Genomic DNA, 21,517 nt, shown 5'->3' with positions numbered 1-21,517 from the left:
CGGCCGCGGTCGGCCCCGCCGGAGTCCTGAGCTCGGTTCGGCGGAAAGTGTTGAGTCGTCCAACCACCCCATGCGCATGATGTACGACCGACCTTTCGACCGCTCCCACTCCCGAGGGCACATGCACAGTTCGGACGCCACCGCCGCTCAGCCGTCGGACGACGGCAATGCGGCCGCCGCCACCGACTCACCGGAACCAGCGCCTGCCCCGCCGGCGCCACAGCCGGCACCCGCGCCGGCCACGACAACACCGCGAGTGCGAGACATGATCGCCGACCTGGCGATTCCAGGCATGTCGGAAACACCGCCGGAGCAGCGAAGGCGCAAGATCAAATGGGCTCTGCCCGCTGTCGCGGTCATAGCGCTTCTGGCCTGGGCATTCCCCTCCATGCTGGACTACATCGCGACCGAGCAGGTGACGCGCCGCACCAAGGAAGTCGAGGAGGAACTCGACAGGGAAGGGCCGGCTTTTGCGACATCTGTCCGCGAGGACGCGGACGCGATCTACTTCGCATACGTTCTGGACAAGCCATTGAATCCTGCGGAGAAGGCCGTGTTCATGCGGAAGGACGGGGGTGACGTGATCCCGTACCTGGAAAGCCTCCTCACCTCGCACGGAGGCCAGGGCCTGCAATTGCCGAGCATTCCGGAGTCGGACGGCTACACCTCGGCCTGGCTCATGGACTTCTTCAGCGACAGAGCCTCCGGCTTGGCCATTACCGCGCTGCGAGGCAGGGAGATCGAATGCGAGCCCGCGGCGGCGAAGACCGTGGTACTGATTCATCCGGAGGGAGGCGGAGCTTACGACGGGATACACTTCGATCTCTCGGATCCAGAGGTTCCCGTTTCGCTGGCACCGGACGAGAACATAGGGAAACCCTACTTCTCGCACAAGAAGATCGATCTGGGCAACGGCGCGACTCCCGGCGGCCTTTACGTCGAGGTCTCCTCCGGAATCAAGGACTGTGAGATGTCCTTCGAGGCGGAGTACCGAGACGCGGAAGGAGTGCGGAAGCAGAGGATTCGGAACGCGAAGGAAAAGTTCCGGATCCGCGGAATCCCCGCGTATCCCGATCAGTTCTTCGCGGTGACACAGCGCGTCCTGGACTGCAGGGCCATGCAGAGGAGTAGCGAAGACTGCCCCGCGCTCCCTCTCAAGGCCGGGACGGACCTCATCTATTGACGAAGTCGCCACGCCGGCCGCGCGGAGGCCCCCAGCCGTGATCGGCTGGGGGCCTCTGTGGTGGTGGGCGCGGACGGTTTCGAACCGCCGACATCTGCTTTGTAAGAGCAGCGCTCTACCCCTGAGCTACGCACCCGTGGATGAGGCAACAGCGTACATGGACAAGGGGGCCCGGCCGCAAACCAGTCGGGCGAGGGGTGGGGAGGCGGGGGGTAGCCCTACCCCGGGGACGGTGGGTTGCCGGATCGGCCTGGGTGGGGTGGCGTTCGTACGGTGGGAGGGCAGGGGCGGGGACTCCGTACGACCAACTGGGGGACGATCACCTTGGACGCATTCCGTGACTTCCACGACGACTTCCACGACCGCACGGACAGGCGCGGCCGCGGCCGCGTGCGCGCGCTGGCCGCGCTCGGGGGCGGGGCGTTGCTCGCGCTCGCTCTCACCGGGTGCGGTGGTGGCTCCGACGCGTCGGACGCGCCCGCCGAGCACCGGTCCTTCGCGTTCTCCGGGAAGAAGCTGACCATCGACGCGGGGAACTCGTCGGTCACGCTCGTCCCCGCCGACGTGAAGACCGTGGACGTGACCCGGCGGGTCGACGGCTGGGTGTTCATGGGGACCGGCCCGGACGCCGAGTGGCGGATGTCCGGCGGCACGCTCACGCTCCGGGTGAAGTGCGACGCGGTCGCGAGCAACTGCGAGGGGCAGCACGAGGTGAAGGTGCCGCGCGGCGTGGCGGTGAGCCTCGGCGCGGACAACGGGAAGGTCGTCGCGAGCGGGTTCGACACCGCGCTGCGGCTCGACTCGCGGAACGGGTCCGTGACCGTCAGGGACTCCAGCGGCGCGCTCGACCTCAGCAGCGACAACGGCAAGATCGTCGCCGAGGGGGTCGCCGCCAGGAAGGTCACCGCCAGGGCGGACAACGGGTCGATCCGCCTCGCGCTCACCGCCGTACCCGACTCGGTGGACACCTCCAGCGACAACGGCAAGATCGTCATCGATCTGCCCAGGTCGAAGGCCTCGTACGCGGTGACGGCCGACAGCGACAACGGGAAGGCCGACGTCGACGTACCGACGGACCGGAACAGCGCGCACGTGGTGAGGGCGCGCAGCGACAACGGACAAGTCACGGTCCGAAGCGCGAACTAACGGACCCGTGTGTTCGTCCTTACCTGGTGGGAGAATGGTCCAGGGCAGGGCGGACTCGGCACGGGAGAGGGATGTGACGGCGACACACGCGCAGCCGCACGTTGGAGCGAAGGCGAGTGCCGTCCGTGATGTCCTCACGGTCCTGCTGCTGCCGGTGCCCCTGGCGATCGCGATCCTGCCGGGGGCGTTCGCCGGCGGGGGGACGCGGCGCTGGTTCGGGGGCCGCGGCGAGAGCGCGCGGGCCGACGCGCAGGCCGCGAAGGACGCCGCCGCCGCCGCTTTCTACGAGCTGGACACGGCTCAGCGCGACCTGCGGATCTCGATCGAGACGATCACCGCGGTGGACAGCTCGCCGAGCGCTCAGCGGGCCGTGAGCGACTTCACGGCCCTCGGGCGGCGGATCGACGAGGTCAGCAGCGGTTACATCAGCGCGGTTGACGCCCATGACCTGGACCGGGACGGCCTGGATCCGTCGAGCGTCGCCAAGGCGCGTACGGACCTGACGAAGGCCAAGGACGAGCTGGACCGGGTCAAGGGTGAGCTGGACCGGTTCGAGCAGGGGCTCGGGCCGTTGCTGGACAAGGCCGAGACCCAGCTCGCCCGGCTCGCGCCCGCCGTGGAGCGGGCCCGGCAGGGTCTGCTGGCGGCCAGCAACGCGCTCGACGCCGTACGGGCCTCCGGCCTGCGCGCCGACGACCTCGCCGCGCGGCTCGCCCAGCTCGGCCCCGAGCTGACGAAGCTGAACCAGGGCGCCGGGCAGCACGGCGTGACGGAGACGCTCCAGCGCGCGGACCAGGTGCTGCGGGACGCCGAGGCGGTACGGACCGAGGCCGACCGACTTCCCGAGCGGGCCAGGGAGATAGACCGCCGGCTCGTGTCGCTGCGCACCCGCGCGCAGGCGCTGACGACCCGCGCGGGCTCGGTGGAGCCGATCCTGAGCGAGCTGCGCCGCCGGTTCACCGCGGAGTGCTGGCAGGACCTCCAGCACGTGCCCGAGCACGCGGCGACGACCGTCCGCCAGGCGGAGGAGAAGCTCAAGGAGGCGGGCCAGGCGCGCGCGGAGCAGCGGTGGCCGGACGCGACGGCCCTGCTCGGCACGGTCCGGGCGCTGCTGAACAGCACGGACGAGGCGGTGTCCGCGGCCGGGGACCGCTTGCAGCGGCTGAACGCCGTGGCGAAGGACCCGCAGCACGAGATCGACCGCACCCGCTTCGCGATCCGCGACGCGCAGCGGCTGGCCATGGCGGGCCGCAGCGTGCCGGAGCCACGGCACGCCCGTCCGCTGGACGACTCCGTGGCCCGGCTCGACCGGGCGGTGGCGGGGCTGGAGGGCCGGCATCCGGACTACTGGCACTTCCTGACGGAAACCGAGGCGGTACGCCAGTCGGTGGCACACGTGGTGTCGGACATCCGCGAGGAGCGGGGGGCGGGGGCCTAGGCGCGGGGCGCCGGGACCGGGATTTGCGCGCTGCGGGGGGCTGGCGGGGTCGGGTGCCTGAGCCGGGCGGCGGCTGCCGATCGTCCAGTGCGAGCCACCGGTCCCGCATCGGGCCGGCCTCCGAGGGAGGGCACGAACGGCTCCTCCAGCCCGCGGGGCTGTGCCCGATGCGCGGGGGCCGGTGGCCCGGCCCTGCGAGGGCCTGCGTGACCGCTGGGCTTAGCCGCTCCGCGGCGTGACCGCTGGGCTTGGGCGCTCCGCGTGCCTGAGCCAGACTGCGCGGGCCTGAGCACCGCCGCGTAAGGCTGAGCCCGGCTGCGGTGGCGCAGTGAGCCCAGGCACTGCGGGGGCCTGGCCGGAGCAGGAGCCTGTGCCCGGCCGCGCGGACGTGAGCCCGGAGACGCAGGGCCGTGCCCGGCCGCGCGGGCCTAGGCGCTCTGGGGCGCCGGCCCGACCTCGGGGGCCTGAGCACCGCCGCGTAAAGCTGAGCCTGGACGTGTGAGGCCGGTATCCCCCCGGGGCCCGGCGGTCGGGTAGGGGGCGGCTGGGGCATGGGGCGGGGCGCCCGACTTGTGGGGCCTGTGAGGGGGGCGGATGGTGGGGGTGGGGGGTGTGGAGGTCACGTATGGCTCTGTCTTCGCTCCGGTCACGGCGGACCGGCTCCCCCGGGCCGCTCCGGGCCAGGCCTCGGCGGCGGGTGCTGATCGACGAGGCGCTCCCCGTGGACCACAAGCTCAACCAGGTCTACCGCGTCGGCGCCGGACTGATCGGCCTGGTGCTGCTCGTCTTCGGGATCCTCGGGCTGGTCGACCAGATCGGCTTCTTCTCGACGGGCGGTGACACGGTCGCCGGCCTGAACACCAACGGCACCCTCAGCGTCATCTCGATCTGCGTGGGCGTGATCCTCTTCGCCGGCATGGTCATCGGCGGGAACGTCGCCTCGACGCTGAACGCGTTCTTCGGGGTGGTCTTCATCGGGAGCGGCTTCGTCAACCTGGCCCTGCTCGACAGCGGCCACAACTTCCTGGCGTTCCGGATGCAGAACGTGCTCTTCAGCTTTGTGGTGGGTGTGTTGCTGATGTTCTTCGGGATGTACGGGAGAGTCAGCGGCGGCCTCCCGCACGACAACCCGTACTGGCGGGCCCGCCACCCGGAACAGGCCGAGCGGGAACAGCGCCGCAGGGCCAGGGGCGGCCGCCACCGGGCGGGCGTGGGATGAGCGGACCGCGCGCCCGCGGGAGGTGCGCCCGCTAGCCTGGGCGCATGCCTCGCTACGAGTACCGCTGCCGCTCCTGTGGGAACACCTTCGAGCTCCGTCGGCCGATGTCACAGTCCGCCGCCCCCGCGATGTGCCCCTCAGGCCACGAGGACACCGTGAAACTGCTCTCCACCGTCGCCGTCGGCGGCGCCGCCAAGGGCAGCGACGCCCCCGCCCCCTCGGCGGGCGGCGGAGGCGGTTGCTGCGGCGGGGGCTGCTGCGCCTGAGGGAAGCCGAAGGCCGTGGCGGGCCCGAAGGCCGAGGAGGGCCGAAGGCCGTGGGGCGGCGGGCCGGGGTGCCGTGCGAACTGGCTCCCCGGCCGGCAAGTGCTCCCTCAGCCCGCCCCGTCGAGCACCGGCTGCGCCCCCGTTGCCGCGAGGACGCGGCGGAGGATCTCCTCGCCCGCCGCCACCCCCGCCTGCGGAAGGTTCTCCACGTGCGGGGCGCTCCAGCCCGAGTCGGCCAGTTCGCCGTGGCCCGGGCGCCAGCCGTGGTCGGCCGCCAGCAGCAGGTCCGCGTCGAGGAGCGAGTCCCCGGCCGCGAGGGTCAGTTCGGCGCCGGTGCGGCGCGCCACCTCCCGCATCGCGGCGCTCTTGGTGAGCGGTCGCGGTACGGCGTAGATCTTGCGCCCCTGGAGGGACACCGTCCAGCCGCGCGGCCCCGCCCACTCCGCCAGCGCCTGCACCCAGCCTTCCGGCAGCAGCGTCCGGTCGACGACGAGATACGCGAACAGGTCTTCCGCGACGCGCTCCTTGAGGAGCCAGGCGGGGTCGGACACCGCGAGCAGGTGGGCGCGCACCTCCGCCAGGGACGCGCACTCGTCGGCCAGCCGGCCCGCGACCAGCGCCTGCCACGCCGGGTCCGACACCCCGTCGACCAGCAGGTGTCCGCCGTTGGCGCAGATGGCGAACCGGGGTGCGGGGCCGGGAAGCCGGACACGGCCGTACTGCTCGCGGGTACGGGTTGTGGTGGGTACGAACACGGTGGTACGGGCGAGCCGGTCCAGCAGCCCGGCCGCCGTCTCCGTCATGTACGAGAGCGGTTTGCTCCCGTAGACCTCGACGCAGAGCAGCCGGGGGGCCAGCGCGTCGGGCATGGTGAGCTGGAGGGCCCCGGTCGAGTAGATGAGGGTCCTGTCGAGGTCGCTGGCGACCAACGTCGTAGCCCTGTCGGGGGAGTTCACCCCGGCGGCCGGCTCAAGGCCCGGTGAGACGTTCACCGCCCCGCCACCGCCTTGCCGTCCGCCCCCGTCGCGCCCCGCGTGAAGTGCGGGTGGATCAGGCCGACGCAGGTGTACGGCAGCCCGTCGACCTCCTCCACCGGCACCCCGCGCTGCTCGGCGAGGAGCCGGACGTGGTGCAGGTCCGCCCCCGCCCCGGTCCTGGCCAGGATCTTCCACGGGACGCGGCGCAGCAGCACCCGCGTGGTCTCGCCGACGCCCGGCTTCACCAGGTTCACGTCGTGGATGCCGTACTCCTCGCTGATGCGCTCGACCGCCGCCCAGCCCTCCCAGGTGGGGGCCCGGTCCGCCGCGAGCAGGTCCTTGACCTCCGCGTCCACGGCGGGCACGACCTCGTCGAAGCGGGCCTCGACGCGGTCCAGGAAGAGCCCCGAGACGTCGGCGCCGGCGAGCTCGCGGTAGTACTTCGCGCCGTGGAAGTCGTCGGGGCCGACCAGGTCGGACCGGAGGACCGTACGCGAGATGAGCCCGGAGACCGTCGAGTTGAGGCACGCGGAGGGGATGAGGAAGTCCTCCCGGGTGCCGTACGTCCGGACGCAGCCGCCCGGGTCCGCGAGCACCGCGATCTCGGGGTCGAAGCCCTCGAACGCGCCCAGCGCCTCGGCCAGTTCGCGGGTGATGGCGCCCTTGCCGGTCCAGCCGTCGACGAACACGACGTCGGCCGGGTCGTGGTGGGCGGCCAGCCAGCGGACGGCGTTGGCGTCGATGCCCCGGCCGCGCACGATGGACACCGCGTAGTGCGGCAGGTCCAGGCCGTGCCGCCGCCGGGCCCAGCGGCGCATCAGGACGCCGACGGGGGTGCCCGCACGGGCCAGGGAGACCAGGACGGGGCGCGGGGAGCGCTCGGCGAGGACGGTCTCGGTGACCGTGCCGACGGCGCGGGCGATCCGGGCGGCCGAGGTCTCCAGGGCGGCCCGGAACAGTTCCTGGTACTGCTCGCTGGGCTGGTACTCGACGGGCAGCGACTCGGCGTAGTGCGCGCCACCGCTCTGTATCGCCTCCTCGCGCTCCTCGGTGGGGGCCTCCAGCTCCACGTCGGAGAGGTCCTGGAGGAGCCAGCCGACCTCGTCGGCCGCGTACGAGGAGAAGGCGGGGCCGCGCAGGGGCTGGGCCGGGCGCGCGGCGCGGGCCGGGGAGGAAGGCTCGGAGGAGGCCTCGGAGGAGGGCTCGGACAGCATGGGGCGTTCCTGCCGTTCGGGGTGGTTCGCGGGTGGGGGGAGGTGGCCGGGCGGATCGGCGGAGGTGGGCAGGTACGTGGGGACGACCGCCAGCACCACGCGGGGGACGTGCGCCGCGAGCCGGGCCAACAGGCCGTCGGGAGCGTGCAGTTCGGTGGAGTCGGCCAGGGAGTCGACGACGGCGACCACCGCGTCGAAGCCGCCGCCGGCGACGTTGTACGCGTACCGGTCGCCGTCCCCGCCGACAGCACCGCCGTCCTCGCCGGACGGGAAGGCCGCAGTGTCGTGGGCGGGGAAGACCAGGCTGGTCCGTATCGCGTACCCGGGGTCGTCCACGGCGAGGACGGGCGAGCGGGTGGTGGTCGAGTAGCGGACCTCGGTGGGGGCGGGCAGCGTACGTTCCAGCTCCTCGGCCAGCCGCAGCGGCGCGTACATCAGCTCCTCGAAGCCGAGGACGAGCACGCTCCGGGCGCCGCCCAGCTCGGCGGCGACGCCGGCCGCCATGCGAGGCAGGGCGGACTCCAGCCGGGTGCGGTGGGCGGGGGTGAAGCCGTGCCGGCCGCCGTCGGGCAGCCCCTCGGGCCAGCCGAGGTCCACCCGGGTCACGGTGGCACCCCCCGTGGGCCGGACGGCGGAGGGACCGGCCTCCCCGGCCGCCGCACCCTCCCCGGCCGCCACGCCCTGCTCGGCCGCCACGCTCTCCTCGTACCGCGCCACCAGCGCCTGCCCCTTCGCCAGCACGCCGTCCGGCAGCACGACCGTGCCCGACGCCAGGGCGATCAGGTCGACCCGCGCCCCGATCTCCCCCGCGAACTCTGCCAGCCGCCCCTGGTCCGCCGCCGAGCGCATGTCGACCAGCGCGACGATGACGTACCAGGAGCGGGGGTAGCGCGCGTGGAGGTCCCTGATGGTGTTCAGGACGGTGTTGCCGGTCGAGAACTCGTCGTCCACGAGCACCAGCGGCCCGTCCCCGGCGAGCGCGGCCGGGTCCTCGGGCAGCAGGAGGTGCGAGGTCGCGTGCGAGTGCGACTCCTCGAAGCCGCCCGCGCGCGCGACGCCCGGCACCGGGCGGCGGGTCGAGTGCAGGTACGGCGCGTCCCGCACCCCGTCCGCGACGGCGTGCCCGAGGCCGGTCGCGGTCTCCGCGTACCCGAGCACCAGGGCCCGGGAGACGTCGGGGCCGAGGAGCGCGCGGACCCGCTCGCCGAGGCGGACGCCCGTGCCGTATACGAGTCCGGGGTGCTGCGGCACGTGTTTGCCCAGCACGTTGGAGACGAGGAGGTGGGCCCGCTTGGGGTTGCGCCGCAGGGCCAGACCGAGCAGGTCCCGCAGGCTCGCGCCACCGCCCGCCGAGCCGTCCGCGAGGCCGTCCGGGGCACCGCCCCCGACCCCGTCCGCGAGCTCGACTCCCAGCCGTTCGGCGACCCACGTACCCGACCACACCATTCCGGCGCTCTCTTCCTTCCCTACAGGATCACGTGTCGTTGACGGATCACGTGTCGTTCCGAACCCCCCGCTCACTCCGCGAGGCCGGCGGTGAGCAGCTCCACGAAGCCGACGTCCTCGCGCGCGACACCGAAGACCTCGGCGCGCTGGAGGGTGCGTTCGGCCCACGCGCGGTGGGGCTTCACCTCGTTCATCTTGTTCGTGTACGCCGAGCGCAGCACCCCGCCCCCGCCGCGCTCGGGGCGCAGGATGTCCTGCGCGTCCGAGAACTCCTCGTGGCTGACCACCGACAGCGCGTGCACGGGCAGCACGTGCGAGGGGTGGATGCAGGTCTTGCCCTGGAGGCCGTTGGCCCGGTCCAGCTCGATCTCGCGCAGCAGCCCGTCCAGGTCGTGCTCGATGAGGGCGGTGCGCAGTTCCTCGGCGCGCCCCTCCTGGAAGGGGCTGCGGCGCAGCTGGGGCTTGAACATGCGCTCCTGGGTGCGGAAGTACTCCCAGACGGGCCCGGTGACGGTGAAGCCCGTGCCGTCGGCGCGGCCCAGGACGTTCACGACGTCCTCGATGATCCCGGCGACGATCCGTACGTCGTACGCCGTCATGTCGGGCGAGCGGCGCAGGCCGTACGCGGAGCAGAAATCGGTGACGCCCAGGCGCAGGGCGAGGACCCGCTCGCGGTACTTGTCGACGATCCCGGCGATGCCGGCGAGTGTCTCGGCCCTGGTCTCCAGGTGGAGCAGCTCGGGCGATTCGAGGACGGGCATGGCGAAGAGCCGGCGGCCGGTGCGTTCCTCGGTGTCGGCGATCGCCTCCAGGAAGGGCGTGCCGCGCTCGGCGGTGAACTTGGGGAGTACAAATCCGGACAGCAGCCGGGCGGCGGGTCCGATCCGGGCCACGAGGTCCGGGATCTGCTCCGGCTCGCGGACGCGGATGAAGAGCAGCGGCAGTTCTTCCCCGCGCGTCTCGAGGTCGGCGAACTGCCGGACGAGGTTGTCCTCGCCGGCCTCGACTTCCGAGTCGTCGATGGAGTCCTCCAGGCACAACACCATGGAGACGACTCCCGAGCGGTGTTGTTTGATCACGTCGTCGGCGAGGCGCGGGCGCGTCGCCGGGCTGTAGAGCGTCGCCCCGAGGGCGGCCGACATGACGCGGGCAGGCGAGTCGGCGGTGAACTCGCACGGCTGCTGATGGAAGAGGCCCTCGCGGGCAGTGGGCGGGATATGCCCGAAATGACGCATGTGAATCCCCCGAACTGCCGGTGTGGCCGGTTGGACATGTGGCCGGTAATAGTACGTATGGACAGGTGTCAAGAGTTCCCCGTGTGCGTGAAATCCAGGTAACTCGTCCGCTTCGTGCCTGTGTCCTGGACATGGAGCCCGATCCCACGTTGTCCCCGCCGCCCTGGGGAAGGCAGGATGGCCCGCATGACGCACGCGATGCTGAAGGGCTCGAACGTCCCGCTCGACGCCACCGCCGTACGGGCCGTGCTGCGCTGGTCCCCGGGCACCGGGGTCCCCGACGTGGACGCCTCGGCCCTGTTGCTCGGGACCGACGGCCGGGTGCGTTCGGACGACGACTTCGTGTTCTACAACCAGCCCCGCCACCCCTCCGGGCTGGTCAGGCGGCTGTCGAAGAAGCAGGTCAGCGAGGGGCTGACCGACTCCGTCGAGGCGGACCTCGGCGCGCTCGACCGCTCGGTGGACCAAGTGGTCCTCGCGGCGTCCTGCGACGACGACGGCGAGGAGGCGGGCACCTTCCGGCAGGTGCGTGACCTGCGGATCCTGCTGTACGACGCCCACGTGGCCGACGGCGAGCCGCTGGCCGTGTTCGACGTCCAGCCGGAGACGGGCGACGAGACCGCGGTCATCTGCGGCGAGCTGTACCGGCGCGGGGACGCCTGGAAGTTCCGGGCGGTGGGGCAGGGCTACCTGAGCGGTCTGATCGGCCTGGCGACGGCGTTCGGCGTCTCCGTGGACGACACGGCCGATCCCGCCGACTCCGCCCCGGAGCCGGCCGCGCCCTCCCCCGACGATCAGGCGACCGCCGCTTGGCCGGGACCGGGCCCGGTGACGGCCGTCCAGCCGCCCGCCGCCCCCGCGTACGTACCCCAGCCGCCGCTGCCCTCGCAGCCGCCCGCGTACGGCTACCCGCAGCCGGCGGCCGGGGGCGACCCGTCCGGGTACGGCTATCCGCAGCCGGCCGCGTCGCCGCAGCCCGCGTACGGGTACCCGCAGCCCGCCGCAGCGGCCGCGCCCGCCCCCGACCCGAACTTCCGGCTGCCGCCGATGGGCCCGCAGTTCCTCAACTCCTAGGCACCGGCGGACGGGCCCGGGGGCCCGTCCGGGACGGGTTCGTACGACGGCCATGCTCAGGTCTTCGTCTTGTAGCCGCGCCCCCATTGCAGCCCCCAGCCGTACAGCCGGTCCAGCTCCGCCTGGAAGCCGTAGACGAACTTCACCTCCCGGCGAACGATCAGCTCGCCCTTGACGGTCTCCAGGGAGAACACCGCGCAGGACCGGGCCTGCGGCGCGTGCTCGTCCAACTCGATCTCGACGCGCGGCCCGTTGCTCGGGTAGAGCGTGATCGTGGCGTGCGTACGGTCGAAGGCCGGCGTCTGGTCGTAGATGTAGACGAAGACCAGGAGCCGCTTGATCTCCTCGTGGTGGTCGAGGTTGATGAAGATCGTCTCGCCGGAGGAGCCGCCGAACCGGTCGTCGCCGCTGAGCTTGATGTACGGCGCCGCGTTGAGGTCCCCGAAGAAGTTGCCCAGCGGCTGGACCACGCCCTTGCTGCCGTCGGCCAGTTCGTACATGCAGCCCAGGTCGAGGTCCACGTTGACGAACCCCTGGGTGTGCGCCTGCACCACCTCGGGCTGGAAGAGCTTCAGCGGGTGGCGCAGCAGCCGGCCGCTCTGCTTGGACCGGCCCCCGATGTCGGACGTACGCATCCGCCAGGAGAGGTTCACCCGCAGATTGCCCGCCGCCGCGCCCTGCTTGGAGAGCGAGACCGACGGACGGCGCTTCGTCAGTTCGATGGAGTTGGTGTGCGAACTCCCCGAATCGAACTGCGACGCGCGTCCCCCCTGCCACAGGTTGTCCCAGAAGGCCATGTCCCACCCCAACTTCGTCGTCGACTCACCGGCAACACACCGAACAACGGGGCGGCCGCGAGGCTTCCGCCTCCCGGCCGCCCCGTCCGGAGCGTTCCCTCGTTCCCCGTCCTGTCACACCCGGCGGGGCCGGGCTCACCACGGGCTCACCGGAGCACGGGTCCCGCAAGGGCCGGGTACGGATCAGGTACGGATCAGACGCTGACCGCTGTTTTGTCCTCGTCCGGGTCCTTGCGGTCCTCGTCACCGCCCGCCGCCTCCAGCGCCTTGTTACGGCGCACGGAGGACCAGAACGAGGCGGCGATCAGAACAATCCCGACAAGTCCGGTGATCACTTCGTTGATCGAGTGCTGGATGGTGACCAGCAGGATCACGGAGAGCGCACCGATCGCGTAGTGCGCGCCGTGCTCCAGGTAGACGTAGTCGTCCAGGGTGCCCTGGCGGACCAGGTAGACGGTGAGCGACCGGACGTACATCGCGCCGATGCCGAGTCCGAGCGCCATCCAGAAGATCTGGTTGGTGATGGCGAAGGCACCGATGACCCCGTCGAACGAGAAGGAGGCGTCGAGGACCTCCAGGTAGAGGAAGAGAAAGAACGCGGCCTTGCCGGCGAGGCCGATCGCGGAGACTTCCTTGCCCTCGGCCTTGGCCTTCTCCTCCGCCTCGTGCTCCTGCTCCTCCTGCTCCTCCAGGCGGTTCTCGAAGAACGCCGAGAGGCCGCCGACGACGAGGTAGGTGATCAGGCCGGCGACCCCGGCGAGCAGGACCGTCGCCGACTTGTCCTGCGTTCCCGTGCTCGTGTGCGCGTGGGTGGCGAACGTCAGCGCGGTGCCGAGCAGGGCGATCAGCGCGACGCAGACGGACAGCATGTCGACCTTGCCGAGCTTGGCCAGCGGGCGTTCCAGCCAGCCGAGCCACTTGATGTCCCGGTCCTCGAAGATGAAGTCGAGGAAGATCATCAGCAGGAACATTCCACCGAAGGCGGCGATCCCCGGGTGCGCGTCGGTGACGAGGGCCTTGTAGCGGTCGGGGTCGTCGAGCGCGAGCTGAACCGCGTCGATCGGACCGACCTTGGCGCTGATGGCGACGATGACGACGGGGAACACCAGCCGCATGCCGAACACCGCGATGAGGATGCCCACGGTGAGGAAGATCTTCTGCCAGAAGGCATTCATCTTCTTCAGGATCCCGGCGTTGACGACCGCGTTGTCGAACGACAGGGAGATTTCGAGGATCGACAGGATCAGTACGATCCCGAACGCCTCCCACCCCCACTGCCAGGCCGCGAAGGCCAGGCCGACCGCCGTGATGGCGAACGACCAGCCAAAGGTTTTCAGGATCACTGGCTACCCCATCTGGTTTAACGAGGTTTTCCCCCGCGCAGAGCTCTGCTTTACGAAACGTTGACCCCGAAGTCTAGAGCGATGCCCCGCAGACCGGACGCGTACCCCTGTCCTACCGCCCGGAACTTCCATTCGCCGCCGTAGCGGTAGAGCTCGCCGAAGATCATCGCCGTTTCCGTGGAGGCGTCCTCGCTGAGGTCGTACCGGGCCAGTTCCTGCCCGTCCGCCTGGTTGGCCACCCGGATGAAGGCATTGCTCACCTGGCCGAAGGTCTGGCCGCGATTGTCGGCGTCGTGGATCGACACCGGGAAGACGATCTTGTCGCAGTGGGCCGGCACCTTGGAGAGGTCGACCAGGAGCGATTCGTCGTCGCCGTCGCCCTCACCGGTCAGGTTGTCGCCGGTGTGCTCGACGGAGCCGTCCGGGCTGGTCAGGTTGTTGTAGAAGATGAACCATTCGTCGCCCAGCACCCGGCCCGACTGGCAGAGGAGCGCGCTGGCGTCGAGGTCGAAGGGCGCTCCGGTGGTGGAGCGCGCGTCCCAGCCGAGACCGACCAGCACCTGGGTGAGGTCGGGTGCGGCCTTGGAGAGGGAGACATTGCCTCCCTTTGCGAGCGTGACGCCCATGACGGTGAGTCCTCCCCATGGTGGTGTGATGCCGTACTGCCTGGCATGACGCGCCTGACGTCATGCCCGTTCCCGCCCCGTTCATGCCGTTCGGGCCAGACGTGTCCGGCGCCGCACGGGAACGTGCGGCGCCGGACACGGGTGGAGCGGGTGACGCGGACTGCTCGGACGTCGGCTGCTCAGACGTTGACGCCGAAGTCCTGGGCGATGCCGCGCAGGCCCGAGGCGTACCCCTGGCCGATGGCGCGGAACTTCCACTCCGCGCCGTTGCGGTAGAGCTCGCCGAAGACCATCGCGGTCTCCGTCGAGGCGTCCTCGCTCAGGTCGTACCGCGCGAGCTCGCTGTTGTCGGCCTGGTTCACGACGCGGATGAACGCGTTGCGCACCTGGCCGAAGGACTGCTGGCGGCTCTCGGCCTCGTAGATCGAGACAGGGAAGACGATCTTGTCGACGTCGGCGGGGACGGCGGCGAGGTTGACCTTGATCGCCTCGTCGTCCCCCTCGCCCTCACCGGTGAGGTTGTCACCGGTGTGCTCGACGGAGCCGTCCGGGCTCTTGAGGTTGTTGAAGAAGACGAAATTGCCGTCGGTGGCGACCTTGCCCTCGGCATTGGTCAGCAGCGCGCTGGCGTCGAGGTCGAAGTCACCACCGGTGGTCGTACGGACGTCCCAGCCCAGACCCACGGTGACCGCGGTCAGGTTGGGCGCGGCCTTGGTCAGCGAGACGTTTCCGCCCTTGCTGAGGCTGACTCCCACGAGTCCTCCCTATGTGTTCTCGGGGCCGGCAACCATGGTCGGCGACTCACGCCGCGGGCCGCGCGCCCCCTGGAGCGTTGGCATCGGATCAACGACTGGATCCTAGTGACCGGTTCCCGGCGACCGTGCGATTTCCGGGGGGCCGGACGGATTCAGAGGGCGCCGAGTGCCTGGACGTAATCCTGGAGGTCCCTGGCGTCCGGCAGACCGTTGACGATCGTCCAGCGCACCACGCCCTCCTTGTCCATGATGAACGTCCCGCGCACCGCGCACCCCTTTTCCTCGTCGAAGACGCCGTACGCCCGCGAGGCCTCGCCGTGCGGCCAGAAGTCGGAGAGCAGCGGGAACTCCAGCCCCTCCTGGTCGGCGAAGACCCGCAGGGTGTGGACGGAGTCGTTGGAGACGGCGAGGAGCACGGTGTCGTCGGCGACGAGCGCGGGCAGCCCGTCGCGCAGGGCCCGCATCTCGTCCGTGCAGACGCTCGTGAAGGCGAAGGGGTAGAAGACGAGCACCACGTTCACGGCGTCCTCGTGCCCGACCAGGTCGGAGAGCCGGATCGTCCGCCCGTGCTGGTCCCGCAGCGCGAAGTCCGGGGCGGTCGCGCCCACCTCGATGGCCATGGCGTACAGCCTACGGGCGCACGGAGCCCCCGCCGACCGGGGTCGGCGGGGGCCCTCAGAGCTGCCTTCGAAGGCTGCTGACTGCTGCGGCTTGCGCGCTCGGATGCGGCGCTCGGAGTGTCAGCGCTTGGACTTCGCCGCCTTGGGCGTGACGAGCCTGCTGCCTGTCCAGTCCTTGCCGGCGCTCACGCTCCGGGTCTGGGACAGGCCCGCTGTCTGGCCGGCCTCGTTGATGTCGCTCGGCTCGACATAGCCATCACGGCCGGTCTTCGGCGTCATCAGCCAGACCGCACCGCCGTCCTCGATCAGACCGATGGCGTCCACCAGCGCGTCCGTAAGGTCGCCGTCCTCGTCACGGAACCAGAGCAGGACGGCATCCGCCACATCGTCGTAGTCCTCGTCGACGAGGTCCTGGCCGATGAGGGCCTCGATGGACTCGCGGAGCTCCTGCTCGACGTCGTCGTCGTAGCCGATCTCCTGGACCACCTGTCCGGGTTCGAACCCCAGCCTTGCGGCAAGGTTGGTCCGTTCCTCCGCGTGGTCCGCGGTCGCGCTCACGGATTGCCTCCTGATCATGTTTTGGGAAATGCGTCAGCCGCGCGCGTACGCGGGGCATTGGCCGTAGTCCACACGGGCGGGGCGGATCGCGCAAGTACCCGGCGGCCGAGACCGCCGAAACGGTGACGTTCCGGGCCCCTTCGTCGCATCTCCTGCCACTTCGACACCGCCTCCTGTGATGCCCACCACACTTTTCGCCCTTCTTTGCAATGTTATGCCGGATCGGTACGCCATTCGGGTCCCGCCGATCGAACGAAACTCGGGGACGGCGCGGGCGTAAGGTTGCGATTCAGGGGGTTACCTCGCGGTAGAAGGCGGGTTACCCCGCAGTAGAGGTGACGTATCCGCCGCCGCGGTACACGATGGATCGACCCCGTGCAGCGGCACGACTCGACCGAACAGCGAAGGAACAGCGTGGCTTCCGGATCCGATCGCAGCCCGATCATCATTGGCGGCCTTCCCAGCCAGGTCCCGGACTATGACCCCGAAGAGACCCAGGAGTGGCTCGACTCGCTCGACGCCGCCGTCGACGAGCGCGGGCGTGAGCGCGCCCGTTACCTGATGCTCCGGCTGATCGAGCGGGCCCGCGAGAAGCGGGTGGCTGTGCCGGAGATGCGCAGCACGGACTACGTCAACACCATCGCCACCAAGGACGAGCCGTTCTTCCCCGGCAACGAGGAGATCGAGCGCAAGGTCCTCAACGCGACGCGCTGGAACGCGGCCGTGATGGTCTCGCGCGCGCAGCGCCCGGGGATCGGCGTCGGCGGCCACATCGCCACCTTCGCGTCCTCCGCGTCCCTCTACGACGTGGGCTTCAACCACTTCTTCCGGGGCAAGGACGGCGGCGACGGCGGCGACCAGATCTTCTTCCAGGGGCACGCCTCCCCCGGCATCTACGCCCGCGCCTTCCTGCTCGACCGGCTGAGCGAGGCGCAGCTCGACGCGTTCCGCCAGGAGAAGTCGAAGGCGCCGTACGGCCTGTCCAGCTACCCGCACCCGCGGCTGATGCCGGACTTCTGGGAGTTCCCGACCGTCTCGATGGGCCTGGGCCCGCTCGGGGCGATCTTCCAGGCGCGGATGAACCGCTACATGGAGGCGCGCGGCATCGCCGACACCTCCGCCTCGCACGTCTGGGCGTACCTGGGCGACGGCGAGATGGACGAGCCCGAGTCGCTGGGCCAGCTGTCCATCGCCGCCCGTGAGGGCCTGGACAACCTGACCTTCGTCGTGAACTGCAACCTCCAGCGGCTGGACGGCCCCGTCCGCGGCAACGGCAAGATCATCCAGGAGCTGGAGTCGCAGTTCCGGGGCGCCGGCTGGAACGTCATCAAGCTCGTCTGGGACCGCTCGTGGGACCCGTTGCTCGCGCAGGACCGCGACGGCGTGCTGGTCAACCGGCTGAACACCACGCCGGACGGCCAGTTCCAGACGTACGCGACCGAGACCGGCGCGTACATCCGCGACCACTTCTTCGGTGACGACCAGCGGCTGCGCGCCATGGTCGAGAACATGACCGACGAGCAGATCCTGCACCTGGGGCGCGGCGGCCACGACCACAAGAAGGTGTACGCGGCGTACGCGGCGGCCAAGGCCCACAAGGGCCAGCCGACGGTGATCCTGGCGCAGACGGTCAAGGGCTGGACGCTGGGGCCGAACTTCGAGGGCCGCAACGCGACCCACCAGATGAAGAAGCTCACCACCGCCGACCTCAAGGGCTTCCGGGACCGGCTGCACCTGCCGATCACGGACAAGGAGCTGGAGGACGGCGCGCCGCCGTACTACCACCCGGGCCGGGACTCGGAGGAGATCCAGTACATGCACGACCGGCGCAGCGCGCTGGGCGGGTACGTACCGACGCGGGTCGTCCGGGCGAAGCCGCTGGCACTGCCCGAGGACAAGACGTACGCGGCGGTGCGCAAGGGCTCGGGGCACCAGTCGATCGCCACGACGATGGCGTTCGTACGGCTGCTGAAGGACCTGATGCGGGACAAGGAGATCGGCAAGCGGTTCGTGCTGATCGCCCCGGACGAGTACCGCACGTTCGGGATGGACTCGTTCTTCCCGAGCGCGAAGATCTACAACCCGCTGGGCCAGCAGTACGAGTCCGTGGACCGTGAGCTGCTGCTCGCGTACAAGGAGTCGCCGACGGGCCAGATGCTGCACGACGGCATCTCCGAGGCGGGCTGTACGGCCTCGCTGATCGCGGCGGGCTCGGCGTACGCCACGCACGGCGAACCGCTGATCCCGGTCTACGTCTTCTACTCGATGTTCGGTTTCCAGCGGACCGGCGACCAGTTCTGGCAGATGGCCGACCAGCTCGCGCGCGGTTTCGTACTGGGCGCGACCGCCGGCCGGACGACGCTGACCGGTGAGGGTCTCCAGCACGCGGACGGCCACTCGCAGCTGCTGGCCTCGACGAACCCGGGCTGTGTCGCGTACGACCCCGCGTACGGCTTCGAGATCGCGCACATCGTCAAGGACGGCCTGCGCCGGATGTACGGCGCGCCCGTGGAGGGCGAGAGCCAGGACGTCTTCTACTACCTCACGGTCTACAACGAGCCGATCCAGCACCCCGCGGAGCCGGCCGACGTGGACGTCGAGGGCATCCTCAAGGGCATCCACCGCTTCAAGCAGGGTGAGCGGGGCGAGATCCCGGCGCAGATCCTGGCGTCGGGCGTGGCCGTGCCGTGGGCCGTGGAGGCGCAGCGGCTGCTGGCCGAGGAGTGGAACGTCCGGGCGGACGTGTGGTCGGCGACGTCCTGGAACGAGCTGCGCCGCGAGGCGGTCGACGTGGAGCGGCACAACCTGCTGCACCCGGAGGAGGAGCAGCGCGTCCCGTACGTGACGCGCAAGCTGTCCGGCTCGCAGGGGCCGTTCGTGGCGGTGTCCGACTGGATGCGGTCCGTGCCGGACCAGATCTCGCGCTGGGTGCCCGGTACGTACCAGTCGCTGGGCGCGGACGGGTTCGGCTTCGCGGACACGCGCGGCGCGGCCCGCCGCTTCTTCCACATCGACGCGCAGTCGATCGTGCTGGGGGTCCTCACGGAGCTGGCGCGGGAGGGGAAGGTCGACCGCTCGGTGCTGAAGCAGGCGGTGGACCGTTACCAGCTGCTGGACACTGCGGCGGCGGACCCGGGCCCCGCGGGCGGCGACGCGTAGCCGTACCTGTGGCACGCCGAAGGGCGGCGGGACCTCGGTCCCGCCGCCCTTCGTGTCGCCGACCCCGGCTTCGGGGCGCGCCGGGTGTCTCCCGCGGGCCGGCCCGGTCCGCGACCTCCGCGGCCGCACGAGCGGGGGCCCGCACCCTCCGGCTACCCCCGCTCAGCCACCCAAACATGCGGTCCCGTCAGGTTTCCCAGACCTTGAACGCCCGGACCCGGTAGGGCGAGCGCGGTACCCAGGTGCCGCCGCCCGGGTACGTCTCGAACTCCCCCGTCTCCGCGCACTCCGCCGACTGGTACGTCGTCACGGGCCGTCCCGTGCGGTTGGCGAGCGAGGCGGCCGTGGCGCCCGGCGGGAGCGGTACGCAGCTGTCGACGTCGAGTCCCGACAGCTCGTGGATCCACCGGGACCCGGTGAAGTCGTCCTTCCCCCAGAGGCACAACTCGCCCGCCGCGCAGGTCCCCAGGCGCGGTGGTGCGGCGCTGGCGCCCTCGGCCGGCAGCAAGGTGGTGGCGGCGAGCAGCGCCCCCAGGGTGAACAGGCTCGTGCGTGTGGTTCCGCGCATGCGGATCATCCCCCGTCGTCGTGCGTGGTCCTGCTGGTGATACGTACCCTGACCTGCGCCGGACCCGCCGGGGAAGGGGCCCGGGGGTTCACCACCCGGATAGGCGACGGCCCCGCCGGAAGGTTCCGGCGGGGCCGTACGGGGAGCGGAGTTGACGTCGGGTCAGCCCGGCGCTGACGTCAGATGTGCACCCCCGCGTCCGCGGCGGCCGCGTTGTCGCCCCGCTTCGTCAGCAGCGCGACGAAGACCGCCACGGCGCCGACGCCGGCGGCGACGAGGCAGGCCAGCCCCATGCCCGACATGAAGGTGTCGTGCGCGACGGTGGTGATCTTCGCGGCGATCTCGGCGGGGGTGCCGGGCGCCACCGGGGGCACGCCGACCTGGACGGCCTCGGCGGCCTTGTCGGCCTGGTCCGGGGTGAGCGGCGGCAGGCCCGCGCCGGTCCAGTTGTCCGGCAGGTCGTGGGAGACCTTGGAGGCCATGACCGCGCCGAGGACGGCCGTACCGAGGCTGCCGCCGATCTGCATGGAGGCCTGCTGGAGGCCGCCCGCGACGCCGGACAGCTCCATCGGGGCGTTGCCCACGATGACCTCGGTCGCACCCACCATGACCGGCGCGAGGCCCATGCCGAGCAGGGCGAACCAGATCGACATGACAAAGCTGCTGGTGCCTGTCTCCAGCGTGGACATGCCGAACATGGCGACGGTGGTGAAGATCATGCCGGCCGCGAGCGGGATGCGGGGGCCGACCTTGGTGATGACCACCCCGGCCAGCGGCGAGGCGATGATCATCATGCCGGTGAGCGGCAGGAGGTGCAGGCCGGCGTCGACCGGGCTCATGCCGTGCACGTTCTGGAGGTAGAAGGTCACGAAGAACAGGCCGCCGAGGAAGGCGATGGCCATCAGCGCCATCAGCACCACACCGGCGGAGAGCGGCACGGAGCGGAACAGGCCCAGCGGGATGAGCGGTTCCTTGACCTTGGTCTCCCAGAACGCGAAGAGCCCGAAGGCGACGAGGGAGCCGATGATGAAGAGCCAGGTACGGCCCGAGCCCCAACCCCAGGTCGGGGCCTGGATGATCGCCCAGACCAGGCAGAACATCGCGGTGGAGAGCAGCAGGATGCCGAGGACGTCGAACGACTTCGGCGCGTTCTCGGCGCGGTGGTCCTTGAGGATCACGACGCCGATCACCAGGGCCACGACGCCCACCGGCACGTTGATGAAGAAGACCGACTGCCAGCTGACGTTCTCGACGAGCAGGCCGCCGATGATCGGGCCGCCGGCGGTGGAGGCGCCGATGACCATGCCCCAGATGCCGATGGCCATGTTCAGCTTCTCGGCGGGGAAGGTCGCGCGCAGGAGGCCCAGGGCGGCGGGCATCAGCAGCGCGCCGAAGAGGCCCTGGAGGACCCGGAAGGCGACCACGAGCGCGATGCTGTGGGAGAGGCCGATGGCGCCCGAGGCGGCGGCGAAGCCGGTGACGCCGATGAGGAAGGTCTGGCGGTGGCCGAAGCGGTCACCGAGCTTGCCGGCCGTGATCAGGGCCACGGCGAGGGCGAGGAAGTAGCCGTTGGTGATCCACTGGACGTCGGCGAAGCTCGCGCCGAGGTCCTTCTGGATGGCCGGGTTGGCTATCGCCACGATGGTGCCGTCGAGCGCCACCATCATCACGCCGATGGCCACGGAGAAGAGAGTCAACCAGGGGTGGCCGCGCAGCCCTGAGGCGGGCGTCGATGCCGGGGGTTCCGGGGTCTGCGGCGCTTTGTCGACGGTGGTCTGACTAGTCATACCGAGCACGCTAGTGTCAGCCACTGACAGTTGACAAACCAATTCACAAGTCGGTAACTGTCACGTAGCTCACAGATACACTGAGCAGGTCAAAGCGGTGTGAAGC

At 70.7% G+C, this 21,517-nt stretch carries 18 protein-coding genes and 1 tRNA gene; 7 read left to right on the top strand and 12 right to left on the bottom strand.

The window, feature by feature from the left end; genetic code table 11:
- Positions 1-265 precede the first annotated feature (265 nt).
- A complete protein-coding gene (locus HA039_RS24435) occupies positions 266-1,183 on the top strand; it encodes a hypothetical protein (RefSeq protein WP_167033424.1) in 918 nt (305 codons plus the stop codon).
- A 61-nt stretch (positions 1,184-1,244) separates the two neighbouring features.
- Here HA039_RS24435 and HA039_RS24430 read toward each other — a convergent pair.
- Positions 1,245-1,319: transfer RNA gene (locus tag HA039_RS24430), tRNA-Val, on the bottom strand.
- Between the two features lie 254 nt (positions 1,320-1,573).
- On the opposite strand from HA039_RS24430, the gene HA039_RS24425 reads away from it, so the two are divergent.
- The 4 genes from HA039_RS24425 to HA039_RS24410 all read left to right on the top strand — a co-directional run bounded on the left by HA039_RS24425 (position 1,574) and on the right by HA039_RS24410 (position 5,252).
- Entirely contained in the window at positions 1,574-2,329 is a 756-nt protein-coding gene (locus HA039_RS24425; RefSeq protein WP_167037535.1) for a DUF4097 family beta strand repeat-containing protein, read from the top strand.
- Between the two features lie 73 nt (positions 2,330-2,402).
- Positions 2,403-3,767, top strand: coding sequence for a coiled-coil domain-containing protein (locus HA039_RS24420; RefSeq protein WP_167033422.1), 1,365 nt, complete (start codon positions 2,403-2,405; stop codon positions 3,765-3,767).
- 625 nt (positions 3,768-4,392) lie between these two features.
- Positions 4,393-4,986, top strand: a complete 594-nt coding sequence (locus HA039_RS24415) for a DUF4383 domain-containing protein (protein WP_167033420.1) — start codon at positions 4,393-4,395, stop codon at positions 4,984-4,986.
- Between the two features lie 44 nt (positions 4,987-5,030).
- Positions 5,031-5,252, top strand: coding sequence for an FmdB family zinc ribbon protein (locus HA039_RS24410; RefSeq protein WP_167033418.1), 222 nt, complete (start codon positions 5,031-5,033; stop codon positions 5,250-5,252).
- A gap of 107 nt (positions 5,253-5,359) precedes the next feature.
- Here HA039_RS24410 and HA039_RS24405 read toward each other — a convergent pair whose 3' ends face one another.
- The 3 genes from HA039_RS24405 to HA039_RS24395 form a co-directional block, all read right to left on the bottom strand.
- Positions 5,360-6,244, bottom strand: a complete 885-nt coding sequence (locus HA039_RS24405) for an HAD family hydrolase (protein WP_425086381.1) — start codon at positions 6,242-6,244, stop codon at positions 5,360-5,362.
- The gene (locus HA039_RS24400) at positions 6,241-8,889 is read right to left on the bottom strand and encodes a phosphoribosyltransferase (protein WP_167033416.1); all 2,649 of its coding nucleotides are present in this window, start codon (positions 8,887-8,889) and stop codon (positions 6,241-6,243) included. The genes HA039_RS24405 and HA039_RS24400 overlap by 4 nt, the downstream gene beginning before the upstream one ends.
- 71 nt (positions 8,890-8,960) lie before the next feature.
- Positions 8,961-10,124 carry an HpcH/HpaI aldolase/citrate lyase family protein gene (locus HA039_RS24395; protein WP_167033414.1) on the bottom strand — a complete coding sequence of 388 codons (1,164 nt, stop codon included), beginning with the start codon at positions 10,122-10,124 and terminating at the stop codon, positions 8,961-8,963.
- Between the two features lie 186 nt (positions 10,125-10,310).
- Between HA039_RS24395 and HA039_RS24390 the strand changes: the two genes are divergently transcribed.
- Positions 10,311-11,198, top strand: a complete 888-nt coding sequence (locus HA039_RS24390; protein WP_167033412.1) for a TerD family protein — start codon at positions 10,311-10,313, stop codon at positions 11,196-11,198.
- A gap of 56 nt (positions 11,199-11,254) precedes the next feature.
- Here HA039_RS24390 and HA039_RS24385 read toward each other — a convergent pair whose 3' ends face one another.
- From HA039_RS24385 to HA039_RS24360, 6 genes are all read right to left on the bottom strand, one after another.
- Positions 11,255-11,995 (bottom strand): TerD family protein, encoded by a 741-nt coding sequence (locus HA039_RS24385; protein ID WP_167033410.1) that lies wholly within the window; start codon positions 11,993-11,995, stop codon positions 11,255-11,257.
- 194 nt (positions 11,996-12,189) lie between these two features.
- Entirely contained in the window at positions 12,190-13,338 is a 1,149-nt protein-coding gene (locus HA039_RS24380; RefSeq protein WP_167033408.1) for a DUF475 domain-containing protein, read from the bottom strand.
- A 50-nt stretch (positions 13,339-13,388) separates the two neighbouring features.
- Positions 13,389-13,964, bottom strand: a complete 576-nt coding sequence (locus HA039_RS24375) for a TerD family protein (protein WP_161310873.1) — start codon at positions 13,962-13,964, stop codon at positions 13,389-13,391.
- Positions 13,965-14,143: 179 nt separating this feature from the next.
- A complete protein-coding gene (locus tag HA039_RS24370) occupies positions 14,144-14,719 on the bottom strand; it encodes a TerD family protein (protein WP_161310879.1) in 576 nt (191 codons plus the stop codon).
- A gap of 152 nt (positions 14,720-14,871) precedes the next feature.
- Positions 14,872-15,339 (bottom strand): peroxiredoxin, encoded by a 468-nt coding sequence (locus HA039_RS24365; protein ID WP_167033406.1) that lies wholly within the window; start codon positions 15,337-15,339, stop codon positions 14,872-14,874.
- A gap of 120 nt (positions 15,340-15,459) precedes the next feature.
- Positions 15,460-15,897, bottom strand: coding sequence for a DUF3052 domain-containing protein (locus HA039_RS24360; protein WP_161310881.1), 438 nt, complete (start codon positions 15,895-15,897; stop codon positions 15,460-15,462).
- Positions 15,898-16,311: 414 nt separating this feature from the next.
- Between HA039_RS24360 and aceE the strand changes: the two genes are divergently transcribed.
- Entirely contained in the window at positions 16,312-19,056 is a 2,745-nt protein-coding gene (aceE, locus tag HA039_RS24350) for a pyruvate dehydrogenase (acetyl-transferring), homodimeric type (RefSeq protein ID WP_167033404.1), read from the top strand.
- 187 nt (positions 19,057-19,243) lie between these two features.
- On the opposite strand, the gene HA039_RS24345 is transcribed toward aceE, so the two are convergent.
- Positions 19,244-19,624 (bottom strand): peptidase inhibitor family I36 protein, encoded by a 381-nt coding sequence (locus tag HA039_RS24345; RefSeq protein WP_167033402.1) that lies wholly within the window; start codon positions 19,622-19,624, stop codon positions 19,244-19,246.
- A gap of 179 nt (positions 19,625-19,803) precedes the next feature.
- Positions 19,804-21,411, bottom strand: a complete 1,608-nt coding sequence (locus tag HA039_RS24340) for an MFS transporter (RefSeq protein ID WP_167033400.1) — start codon at positions 21,409-21,411, stop codon at positions 19,804-19,806.
- Positions 21,412-21,517 lie beyond the last annotated feature (106 nt).

It is taken from the genome of Streptomyces liangshanensis, assembly GCF_011694815.1.
GTDB lineage: Bacteria > Actinomycetota > Actinomycetes > Streptomycetales > Streptomycetaceae > Streptomyces > Streptomyces liangshanensis.
This window is presented reverse-complemented; position numbering and strand designations above follow the sequence as displayed.

Bases quoted from the DNA above. Each gene is read 5' to 3' on its own strand.
- HA039_RS24345 (WP_167033402.1), bottom strand. From the start codon at position 19,624: ATGCGCGGAACCACACGCACGAGCCTGTTCACCCTGGGGGCGCTGCTC.
- HA039_RS24415 (WP_167033420.1), top strand. From the start codon at position 4,393: ATGGCTCTGTCTTCGCTCCGGTCACGGCGGACCGGCTCCCCCGGGCCG.
- HA039_RS24375 (WP_161310873.1), bottom strand. From the start codon at position 13,964: ATGGGCGTCACGCTCGCAAAGGGAGGCAATGTCTCCCTCTCCAAGGCC.
- HA039_RS24400 (WP_167033416.1), bottom strand. From the start codon at position 8,889: ATGGTGTGGTCGGGTACGTGGGTCGCCGAACGGCTGGGAGTCGAGCTC.
- HA039_RS24435 (WP_167033424.1), top strand. From the start codon at position 266: ATGATCGCCGACCTGGCGATTCCAGGCATGTCGGAAACACCGCCGGAG.
- HA039_RS24410 (WP_167033418.1), top strand. From the start codon at position 5,031: ATGCCTCGCTACGAGTACCGCTGCCGCTCCTGTGGGAACACCTTCGAG.
- HA039_RS24395 (WP_167033414.1), bottom strand. From the start codon at position 10,124: ATGCGTCATTTCGGGCATATCCCGCCCACTGCCCGCGAGGGCCTCTTC.
- HA039_RS24385 (WP_167033410.1), bottom strand. From the start codon at position 11,995: ATGGCCTTCTGGGACAACCTGTGGCAGGGGGGACGCGCGTCGCAGTTC.
- HA039_RS24365 (WP_167033406.1), bottom strand. From the start codon at position 15,339: ATGGCCATCGAGGTGGGCGCGACCGCCCCGGACTTCGCGCTGCGGGAC.
- HA039_RS24340 (WP_167033400.1), bottom strand. From the start codon at position 21,411: ATGACTAGTCAGACCACCGTCGACAAAGCGCCGCAGACCCCGGAACCC.
- HA039_RS24390 (WP_167033412.1), top strand. From the start codon at position 10,311: ATGACGCACGCGATGCTGAAGGGCTCGAACGTCCCGCTCGACGCCACC.